Annotated in this window: 20 protein-coding genes; 8 read left to right on the plus strand and 12 right to left on the minus strand. The window is 67.8% G+C overall.

Annotation, left to right across the window (positions count from 1 at the left end):
* Positions 1-149 precede the first annotated feature (149 nt).
* The 8 genes from ACKTT0_RS11760 to mpl form a co-directional block, all read right to left on the minus strand.
* Entirely contained in the window at positions 150-986 is an 837-nt protein-coding gene (locus tag ACKTT0_RS11760) for a symmetrical bis(5'-nucleosyl)-tetraphosphatase (protein ID WP_407850079.1), read from the minus strand.
* A complete protein-coding gene (lptG, locus tag ACKTT0_RS11765) occupies positions 983-2,161 on the minus strand; it encodes an LPS export ABC transporter permease LptG (RefSeq protein WP_407850080.1) in 1,179 nt (392 codons plus the stop codon). The genes ACKTT0_RS11760 and lptG overlap by 4 nt, the downstream gene beginning before the upstream one ends.
* A gap of 106 nt (positions 2,162-2,267) precedes the next feature.
* A complete protein-coding gene (gene mtgA, locus ACKTT0_RS11770; RefSeq protein ID WP_407850081.1) occupies positions 2,268-3,011 on the minus strand; it encodes a monofunctional biosynthetic peptidoglycan transglycosylase in 744 nt (247 codons plus the stop codon).
* A gap of 6 nt (positions 3,012-3,017) precedes the next feature.
* Complete coding sequence (gene aroE, locus ACKTT0_RS11775) at positions 3,018-3,881, minus strand: shikimate dehydrogenase (protein WP_407850082.1); 864 nt, start codon at positions 3,879-3,881, stop codon at positions 3,018-3,020.
* Positions 3,878-4,777, minus strand: a complete 900-nt coding sequence (locus tag ACKTT0_RS11780; protein ID WP_407850083.1) for a TonB family protein — start codon at positions 4,775-4,777, stop codon at positions 3,878-3,880. Before ACKTT0_RS11780 ends, aroE begins: the two co-directional genes overlap by 4 nt.
* Before the next feature lie 271 nt (positions 4,778-5,048).
* Positions 5,049-6,932 carry a ribonuclease catalytic domain-containing protein gene (locus tag ACKTT0_RS11785; RefSeq protein ID WP_407850084.1) on the minus strand — a complete coding sequence of 628 codons (1,884 nt, stop codon included), beginning with the start codon at positions 6,930-6,932 and terminating at the stop codon, positions 5,049-5,051.
* Positions 6,933-7,013: 81 nt separating this feature from the next.
* Positions 7,014-7,631 carry a YqiA/YcfP family alpha/beta fold hydrolase gene (locus tag ACKTT0_RS11790; RefSeq protein WP_407850085.1) on the minus strand — a complete coding sequence of 206 codons (618 nt, stop codon included), beginning with the start codon at positions 7,629-7,631 and terminating at the stop codon, positions 7,014-7,016.
* Complete coding sequence (gene mpl / locus ACKTT0_RS11795; protein WP_407850086.1) at positions 7,628-9,004, minus strand: UDP-N-acetylmuramate:L-alanyl-gamma-D-glutamyl-meso-diaminopimelate ligase; 1,377 nt, start codon at positions 9,002-9,004, stop codon at positions 7,628-7,630. Before mpl ends, ACKTT0_RS11790 begins: the two co-directional genes overlap by 4 nt.
* A gap of 68 nt (positions 9,005-9,072) precedes the next feature.
* Between mpl and ACKTT0_RS11800 the strand changes: the two genes are divergently transcribed.
* From ACKTT0_RS11800 to ACKTT0_RS11835, 8 genes are all read left to right on the plus strand, one after another.
* Positions 9,073-9,615, plus strand: a complete 543-nt coding sequence (locus ACKTT0_RS11800; protein WP_407850087.1) for a TlpA family protein disulfide reductase — start codon at positions 9,073-9,075, stop codon at positions 9,613-9,615.
* Between the two features lie 137 nt (positions 9,616-9,752).
* Positions 9,753-10,187 (plus strand): type II 3-dehydroquinate dehydratase, encoded by a 435-nt coding sequence (aroQ, locus tag ACKTT0_RS11805; RefSeq protein WP_028354925.1) that lies wholly within the window; start codon positions 9,753-9,755, stop codon positions 10,185-10,187.
* Positions 10,188-10,289: 102 nt separating this feature from the next.
* Entirely contained in the window at positions 10,290-10,748 is a 459-nt protein-coding gene (accB, locus tag ACKTT0_RS11810) for an acetyl-CoA carboxylase biotin carboxyl carrier protein (protein WP_407850088.1), read from the plus strand.
* Positions 10,749-10,756: 8 nt separating this feature from the next.
* Complete coding sequence (accC, locus tag ACKTT0_RS11815; protein ID WP_407850089.1) at positions 10,757-12,103, plus strand: acetyl-CoA carboxylase biotin carboxylase subunit; 1,347 nt, start codon at positions 10,757-10,759, stop codon at positions 12,101-12,103.
* Positions 12,104-12,169: 66 nt separating this feature from the next.
* Positions 12,170-13,093 carry a 50S ribosomal protein L11 methyltransferase gene (prmA, locus tag ACKTT0_RS11820; RefSeq protein WP_407850090.1) on the plus strand — a complete coding sequence of 308 codons (924 nt, stop codon included), beginning with the start codon at positions 12,170-12,172 and terminating at the stop codon, positions 13,091-13,093.
* A gap of 23 nt (positions 13,094-13,116) precedes the next feature.
* Entirely contained in the window at positions 13,117-14,184 is a 1,068-nt protein-coding gene (locus ACKTT0_RS11825) for a DUF3426 domain-containing protein (RefSeq protein ID WP_407850091.1), read from the plus strand.
* Between the two features lie 11 nt (positions 14,185-14,195).
* Positions 14,196-15,140 carry a carbohydrate kinase family protein gene (locus tag ACKTT0_RS11830; RefSeq protein ID WP_407850092.1) on the plus strand — a complete coding sequence of 315 codons (945 nt, stop codon included), beginning with the start codon at positions 14,196-14,198 and terminating at the stop codon, positions 15,138-15,140.
* 207 nt (positions 15,141-15,347) lie between these two features.
* The gene (locus tag ACKTT0_RS11835; protein ID WP_407850093.1) at positions 15,348-15,851 is read left to right on the plus strand and encodes an outer membrane lipoprotein; all 504 of its coding nucleotides are present in this window, start codon (positions 15,348-15,350) and stop codon (positions 15,849-15,851) included.
* Between the two features lie 104 nt (positions 15,852-15,955).
* On the opposite strand, the gene ACKTT0_RS11840 is transcribed toward ACKTT0_RS11835, so the two are convergent.
* The 4 genes from ACKTT0_RS11840 to ACKTT0_RS11855 all read right to left on the minus strand — a co-directional run bounded on the left by ACKTT0_RS11840 (position 15,956) and on the right by ACKTT0_RS11855 (position 21,733).
* Positions 15,956-16,519: a YggT family protein gene (locus ACKTT0_RS11840; RefSeq protein ID WP_407850094.1), complete on the minus strand. Its 564-nt coding sequence runs from the start codon at positions 16,517-16,519 to the stop codon at positions 15,956-15,958.
* 133 nt (positions 16,520-16,652) lie between these two features.
* Positions 16,653-17,258, minus strand: coding sequence for a histone H1-like repetitive region-containing protein (locus ACKTT0_RS11845; protein ID WP_407850095.1), 606 nt, complete (start codon positions 17,256-17,258; stop codon positions 16,653-16,655).
* 314 nt (positions 17,259-17,572) lie between these two features.
* Entirely contained in the window at positions 17,573-18,784 is a 1,212-nt protein-coding gene (locus tag ACKTT0_RS11850) for a ribonucleotide-diphosphate reductase subunit beta (protein WP_407850096.1), read from the minus strand.
* Between the two features lie 27 nt (positions 18,785-18,811).
* Entirely contained in the window at positions 18,812-21,733 is a 2,922-nt protein-coding gene (locus tag ACKTT0_RS11855) for a ribonucleoside-diphosphate reductase subunit alpha (protein WP_407850097.1), read from the minus strand.
* Positions 21,734-21,915: the final 182 nt, after the last annotated feature.

Below are 21,915 nucleotides of genomic sequence, written 5' to 3' on the forward strand. Positions count from 1 at the left end.
GCATCTTTGATTGAGGCGGTGTCTGACACCCCCTGAGACACCCCGGCAGGCAGCGAACATCTCCCCGGGGGGTGTCAGCCACCTGGCGAAGCGCCAGCGTCGTTCCAGAAGGTGTCAGACACCTGCCGGCGACACCCGCCGCCACGACCTCAATCGGCCGTGGGATCCTGGAATTGCGAGCACTTCACCTGCACCAGCTTGCGGTCCTGCAGCCGCATGGCGGTCAGCGATCCGCCCCATACGCAGCCGGTGTCCAGGCAGATGACGTCTTCGCGCATCATCAGGCCCAGGGTCGACCAGTGCCCGAACACCACGGTGACGTCGCGCGTGGCGCGGCGCGGCACGTCGAACCACGGCACCAGCCCGGGCGGCCAGGCGCCCGGCGCCACCTTGGTGGCGAATTCCATGTGGCCCGCCGGCGTGCACAGGCGGATGCGCGTCAGCGCGTTGATGATCACCCGCAGCCGCTTGCCGCCCTTGTGGCGGTCTTTCCATTGCACCGGCTCGTTGCCGTACATTTTCTGCAGGGCCTTTTGCCAGTTCGGCCCGCGCAGCAGTTCTTGCACTTCGGCCGCCAGTGCGAGCGTCTTGGCCACGTCCCATTTCGCCAGCACGCCGGCATGGACCAGCAGGTGTCCATGCTCGAAATGCGCCAGCGGGCGCTGGCGCAGCCAATCGATCAGGTCGGCGGCATCGGGCGCCTGCAGGATTTCGTCGATGGTGTCGGACTTGGACGGCTTGCGCACGCCGGCGGCGGCGGCCAGCAGGTGCAGGTCATGATTGCCCAGCACCGCCACCGCGCGCTCGCCCAGTTCGATGATGCGGCGCAGGCTGGCCAGCGACTGCGGCCCGCGGTTGACCAGGTCGCCGGCGAACCAGAAGCGCGCGTCGGTTTCGTCTGCAATGTCGGGATGGTTCAGAAGTTGGTCCAGCGGCGCGCAGCAGCCCTGCACGTCGCCGATCATCCAGATGCTGCTGCCTTTCATGCGGGACTTCTTCTCCAGGGCCAGCGCGCCTGCGCGAAGCGGGCCGTCGCATGGCGGTATTCCATCAGGCTGAGCGCGCCCAGCGCCAACAGGACGGCCCCCACGTTGGGACCCAGCGCGGTCAGCCAGGGCGGCCAGCGGCTGAGCATGCCGACGTTCAGGGCCAGTTGATTCAGCATGAAGAAGCCCACGCCCAGCAGGATGCCGATGAACACCTTGGCGCCCACGCCGCCGCGGCGCGTCTGCATGAAGCCAATGGGCGCGGCGATGGTGATCATCACCAGCAGCGTGAATGGGTAGGCCACCTTGCGCCACAGGGCGACCACCTGCCGGCCCGCATCGAGCTGGTTGTGGTGCAGGTAGTCGATGTAGTCGAGCAGCGTGGCCAGCGACATGCGTTCCGGCGTCAGTACACGCGCCAGCAGGCGTTCCGGGCTGAGAGTGGTGTCCAGCTCGCGCTGCGGCAGCTTGACGACCTGCGCCGGCGGCGTGACCGGCTGCTTGGCGTTGGCCAGCGCCTCGGCCGCGGCGTCGTCGATGCGCGTTTCGGCCACGTCCTGCAGCACCAGCTTGTCGCCCGAGAAGGCCCCGGTGGCGGCCTTGGACAGCGAGCGCAGCTCCAGGCCCGGCTTGAATTCGTACAGCGTCACGTCCTCGACATTGCCGTCGGCAAGCAGCTTGCCGATGTTGATGATCCGGGTGCCGCCGTCGCGGGTGGGCTCCTTGAACCAGTAGCCGCTGTCCATGAGGTTGCCGCTGGCCTTGCCGCGGAACAGCAGGGCCGCCTCGCCGCTCCTGATTTCGGCGGCGGGGGTGACGAATTCCGACAGCAGGGTGGCGCCTATCATCAGCGGCACGGTGATCAGCCACAGCATGCGCAGCAGGCGCATGCCGCTGACGCCCGAGACGCGCAGGATGACCAGCTCGTTGCGCTGGGCCAGCCCGGCCAGCGCCAGGATGGCGCCGATCAGCAGGCCGATGGGCAGCAGGTCGTACAGGCGGGTGGGCAGGGCCAGGGCCTGCATGTACAGCAAGGCCGGCATGCTGAATTTGTCGCCGACGTTGTCCAGGTCGTCTACCAGGGCGAAGAACGTGAAGAGCCCCAGCAGGGCGAGCAGGACCACTGCGCAAGAGCGATAGATTTCGCGGGCCAGGTAGCGGCGGGCTGTACGCATGGAATGGACGCTGTTGGTATGCGCGTAAACGTGAAAGCTTACCAAAATCCGGTGGGCCGGCAGGCGCCGCCGGCCGGGGAGCGGCTTCCTTTAGTGTGAACAGGCCCTACGGAATGTCAACCATGCGCATGCGCCGCGTCAGGGTGGCGGTGCGCGAGTTCAGGTAACTGGTGTTGCCGCGCTTGTCGTAATAGCGGGGGTTGGGCAGCATGGCGGCCAGCCGGGCCGCCTGGCTGGTGCCCAGGCGCGCCGCGCTGGTCCTGTAATAGTGGCGCGCCGCCGCTTCCGCGCCGAACACGCCCACGCCCCATTCGGCCACATTCAGATACAGCTCCAGGATGCGCTGCTTGGTCATGACGTGCTCGATCATGTAGGTCAGCACCAGTTCCTGTCCCTTGCGCAGGTAGCTGCGCGAGCTGGACAGGAACAGGTTCTTGGCCAGCTGCTGGGTGATGGTCGAGCCGCCGCGCATCTTGTGGCGCCCCAGCTCTTCCTGGCGCTGGTTGTATTCCCAGGCCTTGCGTATGGCATCCCATTCGACCCCGTCGTGCTCGGTGAAATTGGCGTCTTCCGAGGCCACCACCGCGCGTTTGAGCGAGTTGCTGATGCGGTCGTAGGGCACCCATTGGTATTGCAGTTCGGCGTCGGGGTCGGACTCGCGCAGGCGCGACAGTTCCTGGCGCATGATGGCGCTGCTGCCCGGGTCGCGGTAGGCATACCAGACCACCAGGCAGAACATCCACAGCTGGTACATCAGGATGAGGCACAGCAGGGCCATGAAGGCGGCGCCGATGACCCGGCCCCAGCGGATCCGGCTCGCGGTAGAACGGGCAGAGCGGCGCGCGGGCATCGCCGGTCAGTCCTTGGCCAGCAGCGCGGCGCGCAGGGCGGTCAGCACCGGCGAGGGATCGGGCCGCACGCCGTGCCAGATCAGGAAGCTTTCGGCGGCCTGGCCCACCAGCATGCCCAGTCCATCGGCCGTGCGCGCCGCCCCATCGGCGGTGGCCTGGCGCATGAAGGCGGTGGGGTGCGCGGCATACATCATGTCGTAGGCCAGGGCGTCCGGACCATACAGGTCCGGCGGCAGTTCGGGCGCGGCACCCTGCAGGCTGCTGGCCGTGGCATTGACCACCACGTTCCAGCCGCCGGCCACGCCCGCCTCGGCCAGGCCGCCGGCCGTGACTCGCGTGCCCGGCGCCACGCCGGCCGCCGACCAGGTGGCGGCCAGCTCGTGTGCGCGCGCGGCCGTGCGGTTGACCACGTGGATGCGCGCGCAGCCCGCCTCGGCCAGCGGCTGGAGCACGCCGCGCGCCGCGCCGCCCGCGCCCACCAGCAGCACGCGCGCGCCTTCCAGCACCACGCCGAGCCGCAGCAGGTCGCTCACCAGCCCCACGCCATCGGTATTGCAGCCGTGCCAGGCGCCTTCCCGCAGCCACAGGGTGTTGACCGCGCCGGCCAGCCGGGCGCGTTCGCTCAGGTGGGCGCCGGCCAGGGCGCGCGCTTCTTCCTTGAAGGGCACGGTCACGTTCAGTCCCACGCCGCCTTGCTCGCGAAACGCCTGCACCGTCGCTGCGAAGCCGTCCAGCGGCGCCAGCAGCCTTTCGTATTGCAGCGGCCTGCCGGTCTGGGCCGAGAACATCGCATGGATCTGCGGCGAGCGGCTGTGGGCGACCGGGTTGCCGATCACGGCGTAGCGGGGCAGGGGGCTGGCCGGGCTCATGGGGCTTGGGTTTCCAGGGTGTCGTTGACGAAATGCCAGGTGCGCGTGATGACCAGCATGTCGGCCTCGCGCGCCAGCTCGGGCGGGAATGGCGGAAAGGGCGCCGCCATCTGCACGATGCGCCGCGCCGCCTGGTTCAGCACCGCATGTTCGGACGGCCGGTCGATCTCGACCGCGGCCACGCTGCCGTCGGCGCGCACCGACACCGTGATCTGCAACGAGCCGTAGATGCGGCCGCGCGCTTCTTCGGGATAGTGCCGCGTGCCGATGGTCTCGATGCGCGTGCGCCAGGTGTCCAGGTAGGCCGCATAGCGCGAGGCCCGTGCCGACGGCGCCACGAATTCCTTGCGCGGCTGGGCGTTGTAGGACTGCACTCGCGCCGCCAGCGTCGCGACCCGGGCATTTTGCACCAGCCCGGGCTGGTCGTGCACGTCTTCGCCCTGCGCGGTGGCGTCGGGCCACGGGTATACCGGCTGGCGCTCGGTGCCGGTCTTGGCCTGCGCCTGCAACTGGCTCAGCAGGCGGGCCTGCTCGGCCTCGAGCTGCGCCTGGCGCTTGCGCATCGCCTGCAGCACGATGGTCTCGGCAGACTGGCCGGTGCGCGGCAGGGGCGTCGCGGCCACCCCGCGCTCGGCATTGCCGCCGCCGTCCACCTGGCTCTGCGCGATCACCTGCGGCCGGGCCGGGGCCGACTCGGTGCGGGCATTGACCAGCATGATCTCCAGGGCCGGCTGCGCGGGCCGCGCCGGCGCCGGCGCGCCGAAGCGCCACGCCAGCACGCCGGCGTGCAGTAGCAGCGAGATCGCGATGCCGATCCGCAAGTAGTGCTGGGCAGGCGCAGTCAGCCAGTGCAGGAACCGGCCCGGCGTCGGGTGAGTGTCAGCAGAACGTTGCACGCGGGCATTTTAGACCCCTGCGGCGGCAAGGAGCGATGGAGGCGTCGACGAAGGTGTCTGACACCCCTCGCAACGCCATGGGCGGGCGGATGCCGCCGCATGGGGTGTCAGACACCTGGGGATTGCGGAAGGGGTCGGACACCGTGTGACGAAGGTGTCTGACACCCCCCGCAACGCCATGGACGGGCGGATGCCGCCGCATGGGGTGTCAGACACCTGGGGCTTTGCAGAGAGGTGCCGGACCCCTGGGCGGCTCCGCTGGCGGCCGCCGCTACGCCGCCGGCCCCGCATACCGGCAGTCCAGCTCCAGGGCGAGCTCGTCCATGCCCATGATGTCCACCTCGACCGCGGCGCCGCGGTCCAGTTCGGGCATGCCGCCCACGCGGGTGACGAGCGGCGCATTGGCGAGCCGCACCAGGTCCTCGCGCAGCACGTGGGCCACTGTGCGGGTGATGCCCTGCTGCTTGAGCCAGCGCAGGCACCAGTAGCGCTCCATGTTGCCCTGGAACTCGTTCCAGGCGGCGTACTGGGCGTCGAACGCGCCGATGATGGCGAACAGGTCGGCGTCACGCGGCTTGAAGGGCGCCACCAGTCGCGCCGATACCCCGTGCTCCACCGCGGCGATCAACTGCCACTGGTTCACCAGGTCGACGTAGCGGCGCAGCGGCGAAGTGCTCCAGGCATATTGCGGCACGCCGATGGCCTCGTGGGGCAGGGCCTGGGTGCTCATGCGCACCCGGCCCGCCTGTTGCGAGCGGTAGATGCCCGGCACGCCGTGCTGGTGCAGCAAGCCGCCCCACAGGTTGTTCGCCAGGATCATGTATTCCGCCACCATGCGGTCCAGCGGCGCATTGCGCTGGCGCGGCACCAGGCGCACCGGGGTGTCCGGATCGTCCGGGCTGCCGTCCAGGTAGAAGCTGTACTCGACCCGCGTGTTGTTTTCCGGCTTGCCGCGCACCGCGTCGCGCTGGGCCGACAGGGCCGACGCCAGCCGCCACAGCGGCCGCAGCCAGTGTCCGTAGGGCAGGGGGGCGTCCGGGTCATTCAGGGCGGCCTCGGTGATCTGGCTGTCCAGTTCGTTATGCCGCAGGTTGGCGCGCACCACGATGCGTTCCAGGCGGGTTTCCGATGCCGCGACCTCGCCGGTGGCCGGATCGGCCGTCACGTACAGCGACACGGCCGGGACTTCGCGGCCGGCATCCAGCGAGAACGCCTGGATGACGTGGTCGGGCTGCATGGGAATTTTCTCGCCGGGCATGTAGACCGTCGACAGGCGCGCCCGCGCCAGCTTGTCCAGCTCGCCGCCGCGCGTCACCGCCAGGCCGGGCGCCGCCACGTGGATGCCGACCCGCAGCTTGCCGTCGGGCAGTTCGACGACCGACAGCGCATCGTCGATCTCGGTCGTGGTGACGTCGTCGACCGAATAGATCTCGGCATCGGCCAGCGGCAGTTCGCGCTCGATGGCCGGCACCGGCACGTCCGGGAAGCCGGTGCCGCGCGGGAAATGCGTGGCCAGGAAGCGACGCTTGTGCAAGGCCAGGGGATGCGGCCAGGCGCCCAGTTCGAGCAGCAGGCGGTCGGGGCTTTTCTGCAACCGGGCGCAGGCGGCGTCCAGCGCCTTCCATTGCATGCTGTTCTTGTCGGGCCGGATCAGCAGCGACTCGGCCGCCTGGGCGATCTCGCCGGGCAGGCGGCCGTCCGCCATTTCGTCGACCCATTGCTGCTGCTGTTCGGCCTGTCTCTGCTTTTTTTCCAGGGCGGCCAGCGCCGCCGCGAGGATGTCCGGCGGCGCGGGCCGGTAGCGGCCCTTGCCGCGCCGGTGGAAATACGCTGGCGCGCCGTGCAGGCGCATCAGCAGCGCCGCCTGCTCGACCGCGGCCGGGGCGTGGCCGAAATAGTCGGCGGCCAGCGCAGCCGCATCGAACTCCTCCTGCGGCGCGCATTCCCACAGGAACTGCAGGTCCAGCGTCTCGGCCAGCCCGGCCGCCTCCGCCATCAGTGCGGCGGGGGCCGGTTCGGCGAAGGTGAACAGCGTGTTGGCCCGCTTGATCTTGCTGCGCTTGCCCGATTCCGACTCCACCTGCAGGCTGGCGTCGGTCTCGGACAGGATATTGCCGGCCTTGAAGCTGCCGTCTTCTTCGTAAAACACGTACATAGTCAGTCCATAGGGCGCGGCGTCCGCGCCGTCGGCGCCAGGCGGGCGCCGTTGTCCATATTCAATATAGTAGGGTGCCCCTCAGGGGGCGGGGGTCTCTTGCGAGGAAGGCGGCGCCAGCGCGAAATCCAGCACTTCGGGCAGCCAGCGCGCGAAGTCCGACAGGCCATGGTCGCTGCCCTGCACGATGCGCTGGCGGCAGCCCGCGTAACGGTCGCGCATTTCGCGCCAGTCCAGCACCTCGTCCCCCGTGGCGGCCACCAGGAAATACCGTTCGGGCTGCGTGACGGTCGCCACGCGGGCCTGGGCCAGCTCATCGACGTATTCGGCGCGGAATTCGAACGGGGCGTCGGAATGATACATGCGGTGCTGGCCCACCTGCGTGGCCAGGTCGCGCGCCGCCTCCACGGCGGGGTTCAGCAGCACCGCCCTGCAGCCGAGCTGTTCCGCCAGCCAGGTGGCGTAGTAGCCGCCCAGCGACGAACCAATGATGGTCAGGGCGCGCGGGTCGGCCGCGCCGGCGAGCTGGCCGCGCGCCAGGTCCAGCGCCAGGTCGAGCGCCTGGCGCGGGCTGGCGGGCAGTTGCGGGCACTGCCAGTCGCGCGCGCCGGCCAGCCCGCGCGCGGCCAGGGCATCGGCCATCAGCCGGGCCTTGAAAGATCCGGGCGACGAGCGGAAGCCATGCAGGTACAGAATCATCGCGCATCCCGCCGGGCCAACGCCTCGAGCAGCTTGCCGTGCACGCCGCCGAAGCCGCCGTTGCTCATGACGAGCACGTGGTCGCCCGGCCGGGCCGCCGCGGCGACCGCTTCGACCAGGGCGTCCAGGTCATCGTAGCTGGAGGCGCGCTCGCCCAGCGGAGCCAGCACCTCGGCCGGGTTCCAGCCCAGCGCATGCTTGCCGGTGCGGGCGCCGAAGCAGAAGACCTGGTCGGCCTGGCGCAGCGAGTCCGGCAGGCGGGCCGCCATCGCGCCCAGCTTCATGGTGTTGGAGCGCGGCTCCAGCACGGCCAGGATGCGGTCCTGCCCGACCTGGCGGCGCAGGCCGTCCAGGGTGGTCTCGATGGCGGTGGGGTGATGGGCGAAGTCGTCGTAGACCTTCACCCCGCCGGCCGTGCCGCGCAGTTCCATGCGGCGCTTCACCCCGCCGAAGCGGCTGAGCGCTGCCATGCCATCGGCCGGCGCCACGCCGGCGTGCTCCGCCGCCGCCAGCGCCGCCAGCGCATTCATGCGGTTGTGCGCGCCGCCCAGCGTCCAGCGCACCGTGCCGAGCGCCTGCTCGCCGCGGCGGACTTCGAAGGCGCCGCTGTCGTCGGCCGGGCCGGCCTGCCAGGCGCCGCCGGGGCCGAAGGTGACGGTTTCCGACCAGCATCCGCGCGCCAGCACGCGTGCCAGCGCTTCGCTCCCGGTGGGCACGACAATGCGCCCGCTGGCCGGGATGGTGCGCACCAGATGGTGGAATTGGGTCTCGATGGCCGCCAGATCGGGAAAAATGTCGGCGTGGTCGTATTCCAGGTTGTTCAGGATCGCCGTGCGCGGCCGATAGTGGACGAACTTGGAGCGCTTGTCGAAGAAGGCCGTGTCGTACTCGTCCGCCTCGATCACGAATGGCCGGACCGAAGGGTCGTAGCGGGCCGACACCTTCAGGTCGTGCGCGACGCCGCCGATCAGGAAGTTGGGCCGCTTGCCGCAGGCTTCGAGTATCCATGCCAGCATCGAGCTGGTCGTGGTCTTGCCGTGCGTGCCGGCCACGGCCAGCACGTGGGCGCCGGGCAGCACGTTGTCGCCCAGCCATTGCGGCCCCGACACATAGCGCGCGCCGGCGTCCAGGATGGCTTCCATCAGGGGGTTGCCGCGCGTGACCACGTTGCCGATCACGAACAGGTCGGGGGCCAGGGCGAGCTGGTCGGCGCCGTATCCCTCGATCAGCTCGATGCCCTGCTCGGCCAGCTGAGTGCTCATCGGCGGGTACACGCCCGCATCGCACCCCGTGACCCGATGTCCGGCGGCCCGCGCGATCAGCGCCAGGCCGCCCATGAAAGTGCCGCAAATGCCAAGAATATGCAGGTGCATTGATGTTCTCCTGCGCGCATTGTAGAGGCTGCCCGCTGCCGGCCGCCGCCTGCGGTTATGATCTGGCCATGAATCGTCGCCTTTTCATGTATGTCGGCGCGGCCGCCGCCGTGGCGGTCGGCGGCGGCTATGCCTGGCGCGAGCGCGCCCGCCCGCAGCCGTCCGCCGCCACGCCGCCGGCCGATCCCGCGGACGCCGTCGCGGCCTTGCGCACCCTGTCGCTGCCCGATCTCGACGGGCGGCCCCATACCCTGGCCGCCTGGCAGGGCCGTCCCATGGTGGTCAATTTCTGGGCCACCTGGTGCGCTCCGTGCGTCAAGGAAATGCCCGAACTGCAGGCCCTGCACGAAAAATACCCCGGTATCCAGTTCGTCGGCATTGGCGTGGATAAAGCGGAAAACATGCGCCAATTCCTGCAAAAAGTGCCCGTTTCGTACCCCTTGCTGGTCATGGGGGCGGGCGCCATCGATACCCTGCGCGGCCTCGGCAATCCGGCCGGTGGCCTGCCCTTTACCCTGGTTTTCGACGCAGATGGCGGCGTGAACCGTAAAATACTCGGCCAGATCCAACCAGACGACCTCGACCGCACGCTTGCCGGCCTGGCCGCCTGATTCCATCTTTCGCCGCAGCTTTCCGGTCGCCGGGGCTGCGCGGCGCGCTGTTGGACAAATGGCGTGAATAGGCGTAAAAAGGCGGTTTATCGTTAGTTTTGCCTACACTTTGTGGCAAGCCTTCCGGCGCAACCTTCATGGCGCAACACATCCTGGTATTGCACGGCCCCAACCTGAACCTGCTGGGTTCACGCGAGCCCCATCTCTACGGCAGCCTGACGCTGGCGCAGATCAACCAGGGGCTTGAAGCGCTGGCCGCGCAACTGGGAGTCGGGCTCACCACCTGGCAAGGCAACCACGAAGGCGCGCTGGTCGAGCGCATCCAGGCGGCGCGCCAGGATGGCACCGATTTCATCGTCATCAATGCGGCTGCGTACACGCATACCAGCGTGGCGGTGCGCGATGCGCTGGCGGCGGTCGCAATTCCTTTTGTTGAAGTACATTTGTCGAACCTGTATAAACGCGAGCCATTCCGGCAGCATTCCTACTTGTCCGACCTGGCCGTCGGCCTGGTCTGCGGCCTGGGCGCAGACGGCTACGAGGCAGCGGTGCGTTATGCGGCACGGCATTAGCGCCGCATTCCAACTCCGGTTTCAACGTCTTCAATCCACATACTAGATACGGCGCGGCCCTGATGCAGACGCGCCGCCAACACTAATCGGGAAGCAGCTTCTATGGATCTCCGAAAACTCAAGACCCTGATCGACCTGGTGGCGGAATCGGGCATTGCCGAGCTTGAAATCACCGAGGGCGAGGGCAAGGTCCGCATCGTCAAGTTCTCGCAGACCGTGCAGCCGGTGGCGTACCACGTGCCCGAAGCGCCCCCGGCCGCCGCGCCCGCCGCGGCGGCTCCGGCCGCGGCGCCCGCGCCGGCCGCCGAGGCCGCGCCGGCCATTCAGGGCCATGTCGTCAAGGCCCCCATGGTCGGCACGTTCTACCGCGCGCCCAACCCGGGCGCGGCGCCCTTCGTGGATGTCGGCCAGTCGGTCAAGGAAGGCGACCCGCTGTGCATCATCGAAGCCATGAAGCTGCTCAACGAAATCGAGGCCGACAAGGCCGGCGTCATCAAAGAGATCCTCGTTGAAAACGGCGAGCCCGTCGAGTACGGCCAACCGCTGTTCGTCATTGGCTGATTGCTGATATGTTCGAAAAAATCCTGATCGCCAACCGCGGCGAGATCGCGCTGCGCATCCAACGCGCCTGCCGCGAGCTCGGCATCAAGACGGTGGTGGTGCACTCCGAGGCCGATCGCGACGCCAAGTACGTGCGCCTGGCCGACGAATCCGTGTGCATCGGGCCGGCTCCCTCGCGCGAAAGCTACCTGAACATGCCGGCCATCATTTCGGCCGCCGAAGTCACCGATTCCGAAGCCATCCACCCGGGTTATGGCTTCCTGTCCGAGAACGCCGATTTCGCCGAGCGCGTCGAAAAGAGCGGTTTCGTGTTCATCGGCCCGCGTCCCGACACCATCCGCCTGATGGGCGACAAGGTCAGCGCCAAGCGCGCCATGATCGAGGCCGGCGTGCCGGTGGTGCCCGGCTCGGAAGGCGCCTTGCCCGACGACCCGCAGGAAATCCTGCGCATCGCGCGCGAAGTGGGCTATCCGGTCATCATCAAGGCCGCGGGCGGCGGCGGCGGCCGCGGCATGCGCGTGGTCTATACCGAAGCCGCGCTGCTCAATGCCGTTACCATGACCCGCTCGGAAGCCGGCGCGGCCTTCAACAACCCCGAAGTCTACATGGAGAAGTTCCTCGAGAACCCGCGCCATGTGGAAATCCAGGTGCTGGCCGACGGCGGCCGCAACGCCGTCTGGCTGGGCGAGCGCGACTGCTCCATGCAGCGCCGCCACCAGAAGGTCATCGAAGAGGCGCCGGCCCCGGGCATTGCCCGCCGCCTGATCGAGCGCATCGGCGACCGCTGCGCCGACGCCTGCCGCAAGATGGGCTACCGCGGCGCCGGCACGTTCGAATTCCTGTACGAGAACGGCGAGTTCTATTTCATCGAAATGAACACCCGCATCCAGGTCGAGCATCCGGTCACCGAGCTGATCACCGGCGTGGACCTGGTCCAGCAGCAGATCCGCATCGCCTCCGGCGAGAAGTTCCTGCTGCGCCAGCGCGACATCGCCTTCAAGGGCCATGCCATCGAGTGCCGCATCAACGCCGAGGACCCGTTCCGCTTCGTGCCCAGTCCCGGCCGCATCACCAACTGGCATACCCCCGGCGGGCCGGGCGTGCGCATCGATTCGCATGCCTTCAATGGCTATTTCGTGCCGCCGAACTACGACTCGATGATCGCCAAGGTCATTACTTACGGCGACAATCGCGAGCAGGCCCTGGCCCGCATGCGCATCGCCCTGTCCGAGATGGTGGTCGAAGGCATTTCCACCAACATTCCGCTGCACCGGGAATTGCTGCAGGATGCCCGCTTCATCGAAGGCGGCACCAGCATCCATTATCTCGAGCACAAGCTGTCCCAGCGCCCCTGATGCGCCGGCGGGCGCGGGTCCTGTCATCCGCCAGGATCCACGGCCCGCCGCACCGGAAGAACCGTCATGCGTGAACTCGTGCTCCACTGCCTCGAGGCGCAGGCCGAAGCGCTGTCCGACGCGCTGCTCGAGGCCGGCGTGCTGTCGGTCTCGGTGGAGGATGCCGACCTCGGCACCGAAGCCGAGCGGCCCTTGTTCGGCGAACCCGGCACCGAGCCCGACGTCCAGGCCTGGGACCGCAACCGCGTGGTGGCGCTGCTGCCCGACGGCGCCGACCCGGCCCAGATCTACGAGCAGGCCATGGCCGGCGCCGGCATGGACCCGATCCAGGCCGGCGGCTGGACCCTGCGCGAGGTGCCGGACGCCGACTGGGTGCGCCTGACGCAAGCGCAATTCGGTCCCATCCATATCGCCGAGCGGCTCTGGATCGTGCCCAGCTGGCATCGCGACGATCCGGCCGTCCCGGGGCCGGCGGCGCCGGCCGAGGCCGGCGCCATTCACATCGAGCTCGACCCGGGCCTGGCCTTCGGCACTGGCAGCCATCCCACCACGCACCTGTGCCTGGCCTGGCTGGAAGCCGAGCTGCCGTCCGGCGCCACCGTGCTCGACTACGGCTGCGGGTCCGGTATCCTGGCGATTGCCGCGCGCAAGCTCGGCGCCGGTGCCACCGATGCGGTAGATATCGATCCGCAGGCGGTGCAGGCCACGGCCGACAACGCCCGCGTCAATCATGTCGAGTTGCGGGCCATGCTGCCCGACGCGCTGCCCGACGGCGCCTACCAGGTCGTGGTGGCCAACATCCTGTCCAATCCGCTCAAGGTGCTGGCCCCCATGCTGGCGGGCCGGGTGGCGCCGGGCGGCAGCCTGGTGCTGTCGGGCGTGCTCGAGCGCCAGGCCGGGGAAGTGGCCGCGGCCTATGCGCCCTGGCTCGCGCTGTCCGTCTGGCAGGCTCGCGATGGCTGGGTCTGCCTGCACGGGCGCAGAACCTGAGCCCGCATCCCCGGGGGAACGCCATGGCCATGACGACCCGTTGCCCGCAGTGCGGTACCGCCTTCAAGGTCGTGCCGGACCAACTGCGGGTGCGCAATGGCCTGGTGCGCTGCGGCGCTTGCGAGACGGTATTCGACGGGCGCGCCTGCCTGGTGGCGCAGATTCCCCAGTCCGCGCCCGCGGACACGACGCTCCAGCCGCCGCCGGCCGCTCCGCCTCCGCCCGCCGCGCCATCGCCGGTCGTGCCGACGCTGGCGCCAGTTCCGGCGCCGGCGCGCGCCGAACCGGTCCTGGCCGCCGAAACCTCGCCCGCCGTGCTGCGCGGCCGGGCCGATATCCAGCGCCAGGATCCGTTCCTGGGCGACGCGCCGCGCGACGAGGACGATCCCGACGACGAGAGCGACGATACCGCCCAGGCCGGCGACGAGCGCCTGGATGCGCCCGGGCACGAACCGGTGCCCATCCCGTCGTCCGAACCCCACGTGACGGTCGCGCCGGCAGTGCTGGGCGAGGCCCGCACCCGCTACTTCGGCGCCACCGACGTGGGCCGCACCCCGCCCGAGTTCCTCGATGCCGACCGGCTGCGCAGCAAGCGGCTGGTGCGCAGCCTGTGGGGCTATGGCTGCCTGCTCGGCTTGCTGCTGCTGGCGGCGCAACTGCTGTTCGTCTACCGCTCGGCCATCGCCGAGGCTTCGCCGGCGCTGCGGCCCGCGCTCGAATCGCTGTGCCGGCCGCTGGGCTGCCAGGTTGGCTATGCGCGCCGCATCGAGCGCATCTTCATTACTTCGTCTTCCCTGCAGCCGCCGCGCGGCCAGGCCGGCGCTCCCGACGACGAGCTGCGCCGCCTGGTGCTGCGGGTCGCGCTGCGCAACCGCTACGACCAGCCGCAGCATTGGCCGGCGCTGCGGCTCTCGCTGACGGACATGTCCGACACGGTGGTGGTGCGCAAGGTCCTGCGGCCCGCCGACTACCTGCCCAAGGATCTCGTCGACCGCCCGTTCGAGCCGGGCGCCGAGGTCAACGCCGCCGTGCCCATCGAGGTTTCCGGCGCGCAGGTCAACGGCTATCAACTCGACAAGTTCTTTCCCTGAAGGATGACAGCATGACGGCTCCTGTACTGGTTTGCGGCTCGATGGCGTTCGACACGATCGCGGTGTTCGACGGCAAGTTCAAGGACCACATCCTGCCCGACCGCATCCAATCGCTCAGCGTGTCTTTCCTGGTGCCTGCCATGCGCAAGGAATACGGCGGCTGCGCCGGCAATATCGCCTACAACATGAAGCTGCTGGGCGGGCGCCCCGTGCCGGTGGCCACGGTGGGCGACGATGCCGCGGAATATCTCGACCGCTTCGCCGGCCTGGGCATCGATGTCTCGCGCCTGCGCGTCATGCCGGGCACTTTTACCGCGCAGTGCTTCATCACCACCGATCTCGAAGACAACCAGATCGCCGCCTTCCACCCGGGGGCGATGGAGCTGTCGGCCGAGAATGACCTCAGCGGGGCCGAGGCGGCCTGGGCCATCGTCGCGCCGGACGCCAAGGCCGGCATGTTCGCCCACGCCGAGCGCCTGCGCGCCGCCGGCATCCCGTTCATCTTCGACCTGGGGCAGGCCATGCCGCTGTTCGACGGCGCCGACCTGGACCGCATGCTCGGCCTGGCGCAGGCGCTGACCGTAAACGACTACGAGGCCGGCGTGGTCGAGCAGCGCACCGGCCGCAGCATGGAGCAGATCGCCGCCCAGTTGCAGGCCGTGGTGGTGACGCGCGGCGCCGAGGGGGCCACGCTGCTGACCGGCGGCGTCACCACGCACGTGCCGCCGGTGCGGGCCGGCGGGGTGGTGGACCCCACCGGTTGCGGCGACGCGCACCGCGCCGGCCTGCTCTACGGCCTGACCAGCGGCTGGAGCTGGCTGGACAGCTGCCGCCTGGCCAATCTGATGGGCGCCATCAAGATCGCCTCGCGCGGTCCCCAGAACCACGCGCCGACGCGGGCCGAGATCGACGCCCAGTTGCGCGCCGCCTATGGCATCGGCCTGCCGGCCCAGTGAACCAGGTCGTGGCCTGGCCGCGCAGGAACCGCCGGCCCGGCGGTCGAATTCCGCGCCGCCCCGTTGAAATATCGGTGACGGACGCTTTACGCCGCGTTGCGGCACTGTTTTAAAAGTTGCATGCTGTTTCGTACCCTTTTTTTTGGTGCCTGGCGGAGTATCATCAAGCCCATAAAGAAGAGAGTGGTTACCGACCAAGGAGTCCACATGAGCCAAACCCTGTCCCCCTCTGTGATCGCGCCGCGCCCCGGCCGTTGGCTGGCCGTGGCCGCGGTGGTCGCGTCCATGGCCGTCCTGGGCGGCTGCGCCAACCGCAGCGCTTCCAGCGGCGTCTACAGCTATGACCAGGCCCAACGCGAGCAGATCGTCCGGATCGGCACGGTGACCGGCGTGCGTCCCATCACCATCCAGGACGACAAGTCCAGCGGCGTAGGCATGATCGCCGGCGGTGCGCTGGGCGGCGTGGCCGGCAATGCTGTCGGCGGGGGCACCGGGCGCGCCCTGGCCACCGTCGGCGGCGCCATCCTGGGCGCGCTGGCGGGCAACGCCATCGAGAACCGCGCGGGCCGCGCCTCCGGCCTGGAGATCACGGTGCGCCTGGACAACGGCGAAACCCGCGTGGTCGCCCAGGAAGCCGACGTGCCCATCAGCGTGGGCCAGCGCGTGCAGGTCATCAGCGGGGCCGGCCCCACGCGCGTCACCCCGTATTGACGCGCCCGGCGCCGTCGTGCGGCGCCCGCGCCGGCGGGTTGCTCCGCCATGCCGCGACGCAATGCGCCCGCCCCTGGCGGGCGCTTGTCATTGCAGGCGCGGCTTCAGATCCCGAACAGGCCGTACGTCAGGCGGCCCAGCATCATCAGCGCGATCTGCGCCAGTATCAGCAGCACCAGCGGCGAGAAATCGATTGCCGCGCCGCGCGGCAGAATGCGCCGGATGGGATCAAGCAGCGGCGCGGTCAGGGTCTGCAGCAGGGCCATCAGGGGCGACATGGGATTGATCCATGACAGTATCGCCTGCAGCAGCGTCAGCCAGACGATCAGGTTGAGCGCCCATTTCACCACCAGCAGCAGCGACGAACCCACCGCCGATGGCAGCATCGAGGCGGGCACCAGCGAGCCCGCAGCCACCAGCCAGATCAGCACCAGGTAGACCAGGGCGGTGATCCAGGCGGCCACCAGGCTGGACCAGTCGACGGAATGGCCGGCGGGAATGAGCTTGCGAAGGGGCAGTACCAGCCAGTTGGTAGCCTGGTAGATGGCCCGCGCCAGCGGGTTGAACGGGTGCAGGCGCACGGCGTGGATCCAGGCACGCGCAATGAGGGCGGCGCCGAACAGCGTGAAAGTGATTTCGAGCAGGAAGCGGAGGATGTCGCCGAACATGTAGACGGTCTGCCAAAAAAAGACGGCTTTTATTGTCGCACGGCCACATGGGCGCGCGCCGCGCCCGAACGCAAAAGCCGCCTGGCCGAAGCCAGGCGGCTGAGGGTACCGCTAGTGAACGGTTCCGCCCGTATTACGGACGGCCGCCCGTCGGGAACGGCCACGACGCGGCAGGGTTCAGCGCGGTCTTCGCGCCCGGGGCGGCAGCCGTGGACGGCGGCGTGGCGGGCTTCTTCGGCGCAGCCTTCTTGGCCGCAGGCTTCTTCGCGGCAGGCTTCTTGGCGGCGGCCTTCTTGGCCGGCGCCTTCTTGGCTACGGCTTTCTTGGCAGCCTTCTTGGCCGGGGCGGCTTTCTTGGCCGCTTTCTTGGCAGGCGCCTTCTTGACCGCCTTCTTGGCGACGGCCTTCTTGGCTACTGCTTTCTTGGCGGCTTTCTTGGCCGGGGCTTTCTTGACCGCTTTCTTCACGGCCTTCTTGGCGGGTGCCTTCTTGACCGCTTTCTTGGCGACCGCTTTCTTCACAGCCTTCTTGGCGGCGGCTTTCTTCACGGTCTTCTTGGCGGCGGTCTTCTTCACTGCCGGCTTCTTGGCCGCCGTCTTCTTCACGGCGGGTTTCTTGGCCGCAACCTTCTTCACGGCGACTTTCTTCACGGCCTTCTTGGCCGGGGCTTTCTTGGCCGCGGCTTTTTTGGCCGGGGCTTTCTTCACCGCCTTCTTGGCGGCTTTCTTGGCTGTTGCCATGGTTATGCTCCTTAGGTTCAGGGGTCCCAGAACTTAAACCCGTGCCGCAATCCGTCGGAAGACGGACGGCGCCCGGGCTATTCATCGGCGCATGCCGCTGCCCCATGCGGGCGACAGCTACTACGGTTTGCGCTAATGAATTCGGCACAGCCATTTGATATGGCCCCCGCACCGTGCGCGAGCCATCTCAAATGGCGCCGGCAGGCGGCCCATGGGGCCGCCTACCGCTTGGTACTGCGTATTCGAATACCCAGGCCGACGGAGCTGCCATCGAGCGCCGCGCGAAGCCAGTTCGCGCGCGGCGCCGATGCGCGTCATTCCCAGCTCAGCGTACCGCCGGTCTGGTATTCGATCACGCGTGTTTCAAAAAAGTTGCGTTCCTTTTTAAGATCGATCATTTCCGCCATCCACGGGAAGGGGTTTTCTTCCTGGGGGAACAGCGGCTCTATCCCAATTTGCTGGCAACGGCGATTGGCGATGAAGCGCAGGTACGACTTGAACATGGGGGCGTTCAAGCCCAGCACGCCGCGCGGCATCGTGTCTTCGGCGTAAGCGTATTCGAGTTCTACCGCCTTCTGGAACAGCTCGCGGATTTCCTCGCGGAACTCCGGCGTCCACAGGTGCGGGTTTTCCAGCTTGATGGTGTTGATCAGGTCGATGCCGAAATTGCAGTGCATGGATTCATCGCGCAGGATGTACATGTACTGCTCGGCGGCGCCGGTCATCTTGTTCTGGCGGCCCAGCGCCAGGATCTGCGTGAACCCCACATAGAAGAACAGGCCTTCCATGAGGCACGCGAACACGATCAACGACTTCAGGAGCTTCTGGTCGGATTCGGGCGTGCCCGTATGGAAGTTCGGGTCCGCGATCGCGTCGATGAACGGGATCAGGAATTCGTCTTTGGCCCGGATGGACGGCACTTCGTTGTAGGCGTTGAAGATCTCGGCTTCGTCCAGGTCGAGGCTTTCGACGATGTACTGATAGGCGTGCGTGTGGATGGCTTCCTCGAACGCCTGGCGCAGCAGGAACTGGCGGCACTCGGGCGCCGTGATGTGGCGATAGGTGCCCAGCACGATGTTGTTCGCGGCCAGCGAGTCGGCCGTGACGAAGAAGCCCAGGTTGCGCTTGACGATGCGTCGCTCGTCCTCGGTGAGCCCGTTGGGGTTCTTCCAGAGCGAGATGTCGCGCGACATGTTGATTTCCTGCGGCATCCAGTGGTTGGCGCAGGTGGCCAGGTATTTTTCCCAGGCCCACTTGTATTTGAACGGAACCAGCTGGTTGACGTCGGTCTTGCCGTTGATGATGCGCTTGTCGGCGACCTTGACGCGGTGGGCGGCGGCATCGCCGCTGCCTTGCAGGTTGGCGGCGTGCTGCGGCGCGGCCGGGGTCGGCAGCGCCGCGTCGCCGAACACGCCGGTGGCGGCGCGGGCCGGCTGGGCCGCAGGCGCAGCCGGCTGCCCGCCCGCCGCGGGGGCGGGCGATTGCGCCGGTTGGACTGCGAGGTTGTCTTCTTCCCAATTAAGCATGAATGAATTCTCCGGAGGCGGTGTGGACTACTGGCAGGCTTCGCACTCTTCGAAGCCGGGATCGCCCGGCCTCATGGTGCAAACCGCCCCGAGAACTTCGGGTTCCGGCAAAACAGGGGCTGCCGCGGCCGCGACCGCCGTGGCGGTCCCGGCGCTGACGGCGTTCAGTTCGCCGCCGCGGCCCGTGGACTTTTCAGCGCTGGTGGCGCCCAGCGTACGCAGGTAGTAGGTGGTCTTCAGGCCACGCTGCCACGCGAGCTTGTAGGTGTCGTCGAGCTTCTTGCCCGAGGCGCCCGCCATGTAGATGTTGAGCGATTGCGCCTGGTCGATCCACTTTTGCCGGCGCGCCGCGCACTCGACCAGCCAGCGCGGTTCGACTTCGAACGCGGTGGCGTAGAGTTCGCGGAGTTCGGAAGGTACGCGATCGATACGGGACAGGCTGCCGTCGAAGTACTTGAGGTCGGCGACCATGACTTCGTCCCAGAGACCGAGTTTCTTCAGGTCACGCACGAGGTAATCGTTTACGACCGTGAACTCGCCGGAGAGATTCGATTTGACGTACAAGTTCTGGAAAGTGGGTTCGATGCACGCAGATACACCAATGATATTGGAAATTGTCGCAGTTGGGGCAATTGCAATGCAGTTGGAGTTGCGCATGCCATGCTCTTTGATGCGTTCGCGCAACGCATTCCAATCGAGCGTGCTCGATTCATCGACTTCGACATGGCCGCCGCGCGCATCGCGCAGCATCGCCAAAGTGTCTTGCGGCAAGATGCCGCGCGACCACAGCGAGCCTTCATACGAAGGGTAGCGGCCACGTTCCTGCGCCAGTTCGCTCGAGGCCCAGTAGGCTTGATAGCACACCGCTTCCATGGAGCGGTCGGCGAATTCGATGGCGGCTTGCGAGGCGTACGGCACGCGCATCATTTGCAGGCAGTCCTGGAAGCCCATGATGCCCATGCCCACCGGGCGGTGGCGTTCGTTGGAGTCCTTGGCTTTCTTGACGGCGTAGTAATTGATGTCGATCACGTTGTCGAGCATGCGCATGGCAATGCCGACGGTGCGCTTGAGCTTGTCGTGGTCGAGCTCGAAACCGCCGGCGGCGGCCGGCTTCATGTGCGCGACCAGGTTCACCGAACCCAGGTTGCAAACGGCGATTTCAGATTCGTTGGTGTTCAGGGTGATCTCGGTGCACAGGTTCGAGCTGTGCACCACGCCCACGTGCTGCTGCGGCGAGCGGATGTTGCACGGGTCCTTGAACGTGATCCAGGGATGGCCGGTCTCGAACAGCATCGACAGCATCTTGCGCCACAGCGAGACGGCCGGCATTTTCTTGAACAGCTTCAGCTCGCCGCTGGCCACCTTGGCTTCGTAGCCCAGGTAGGCCTGCTCGAAGTCCTTGCCGTACTTGTCGTGCAGGTCGGGGCAGTCCGACGGCGAGAACAGGGTCCACTCGCCGTTTTCCATGACGCGCTTCATGAACAGGTCCGGGATCCAGTTGGCCGTGTTCATGTCGTGCGTGCGGCGGCGCTCGTCGCCGGTGTTCTTGCGCAGTTCGAGGAATTCCTCGATGTCCAGGTGCCAGGTTTCCAGGTAGGTGCAGACCGCGCCCTTGCGCTTGCCGCCCTGGTTCACCGCCACGGCGGTGTCGTTGACGACCTTCAGGAACGGCACCACGCCCTGGCTTTCGCCGTTGGTGCCCTTGATGTGGCTGCGCAGCGCGCGCACCGGGGTCCAGTCGTTGCCCAGGCCGCCGGCGTACTTGGCCAGCAGCGCGTTTTCCTTGATGGCGTCGTAGATGCCTTCCAGGTCGTCGGACACGGTGGTCAGGTAGCACGACGACAGTTGCGAGTGCAGGGTGCCCGAGTTGAACAGCGTCGGGGTCGAGCTCATGAAGTCGAACGACGACAGGATTTCATAGAACTCGATGGCGCGCGCCTCGCGGTCGGTCTCGCGCAGGGCCAGGCCCATGGCGACGCGCATGAAGAACACCTGCGGCAGCTCGATGCGGGTGCCGCGGATGTGCAGGAAGTAGCGGTCGTACAGGGTCTGCAGGCCCAGGTAGCCGAACTGCAGGTCGCGGCGGGCGTCCAGCGCCGCGGCCACGCGCGCCAGGTCGTAGTCGGCCAGTTGCGGGTCGATCAGCCCGCCCTCGATGCCGCGCTGGATGAAAGTGGGGAAATAGTCGGCGTAGCGGGTGGCCATGTCGGCTTGCGAGACTTCCTCGCCCAGCACTTCCTTGCGGATCGTGTGCAGCAGGAGGCGCGCCGTGACCTGGCTGTAGGCCGGGTCTTTCTCGACCAGCGCGCGCGCCGACAGGATGGCGGACTTGAACACTTCGTCGACGGGGATGCCGTCGTACAGGTTCTTCACCGTTTCCTTCAGGATGGCCTCGGTGTCGATGAATTCGGCCAGGCCTTCGCCGGCCGCCTCGATGGTGGCGCGCAGCGCGGCCAGGTCGAGCGGGCGGCGCACGCCGTTGTCCACCACGTTCAGGTGGCTCTCCTGGGCGGCGGCGGGGGCCTTGTCCAGCACTTCGGCGGCCGCGGCGCGCTCCTGGGCGCGCTTCTCGCGGTACAGCACGTAGGCGCGGGCCACGTCGTGCTCGCCCGAGCGCATCAGGGCCAGTTCGACCTGGTCCTGGATGTCTTCAATATGGAAGGTGCCGCCGGCCGGGCGGTTGCGGACCAGCGCATTGACTGCCTGCGAGGCCAGCGTCTCGACCAGTTCGCGCACGCGCGCGGAGGCCGCGCCCTGGCCGCCATTGACGGCCAGGAAGGCCTTGGTCATGGCGATGGCGATCTTGCTGGGCTCGAACCCCACCACGGAGCCATTGCGCCGGATGACGTTGTAACTGGCCCACTTGCCGCCATTGGCATCGGCCTGGGTTTCGGTTTCGGAAGGCGGCACGGCGGAAGGCCGGGTCACAGAGGCGATCGTAGTCTGCATGGAAGCTCCTGTGGAATAGCGTCGATAAAAGGCATGGGCAGGCCCATGCCAGGTGCTGAATGTATTTGGGGAGGGGTCGCGCCGAGCCGGAACGAACGCCCGGCAGCGCCAGGCGGAAGAGAATCCGACAATTCTGACGACCACTACATATAGTGTAACACCCCTCGTATGGCACTAATTCT

Origin of the sequence: Bordetella saccharivorans, assembly GCF_045862855.1 — a bacterium.
GTDB classification, from domain to species: domain Bacteria; phylum Pseudomonadota; class Gammaproteobacteria; order Burkholderiales; family Burkholderiaceae_B; genus Bordetella_A; species Bordetella_A petrii_F.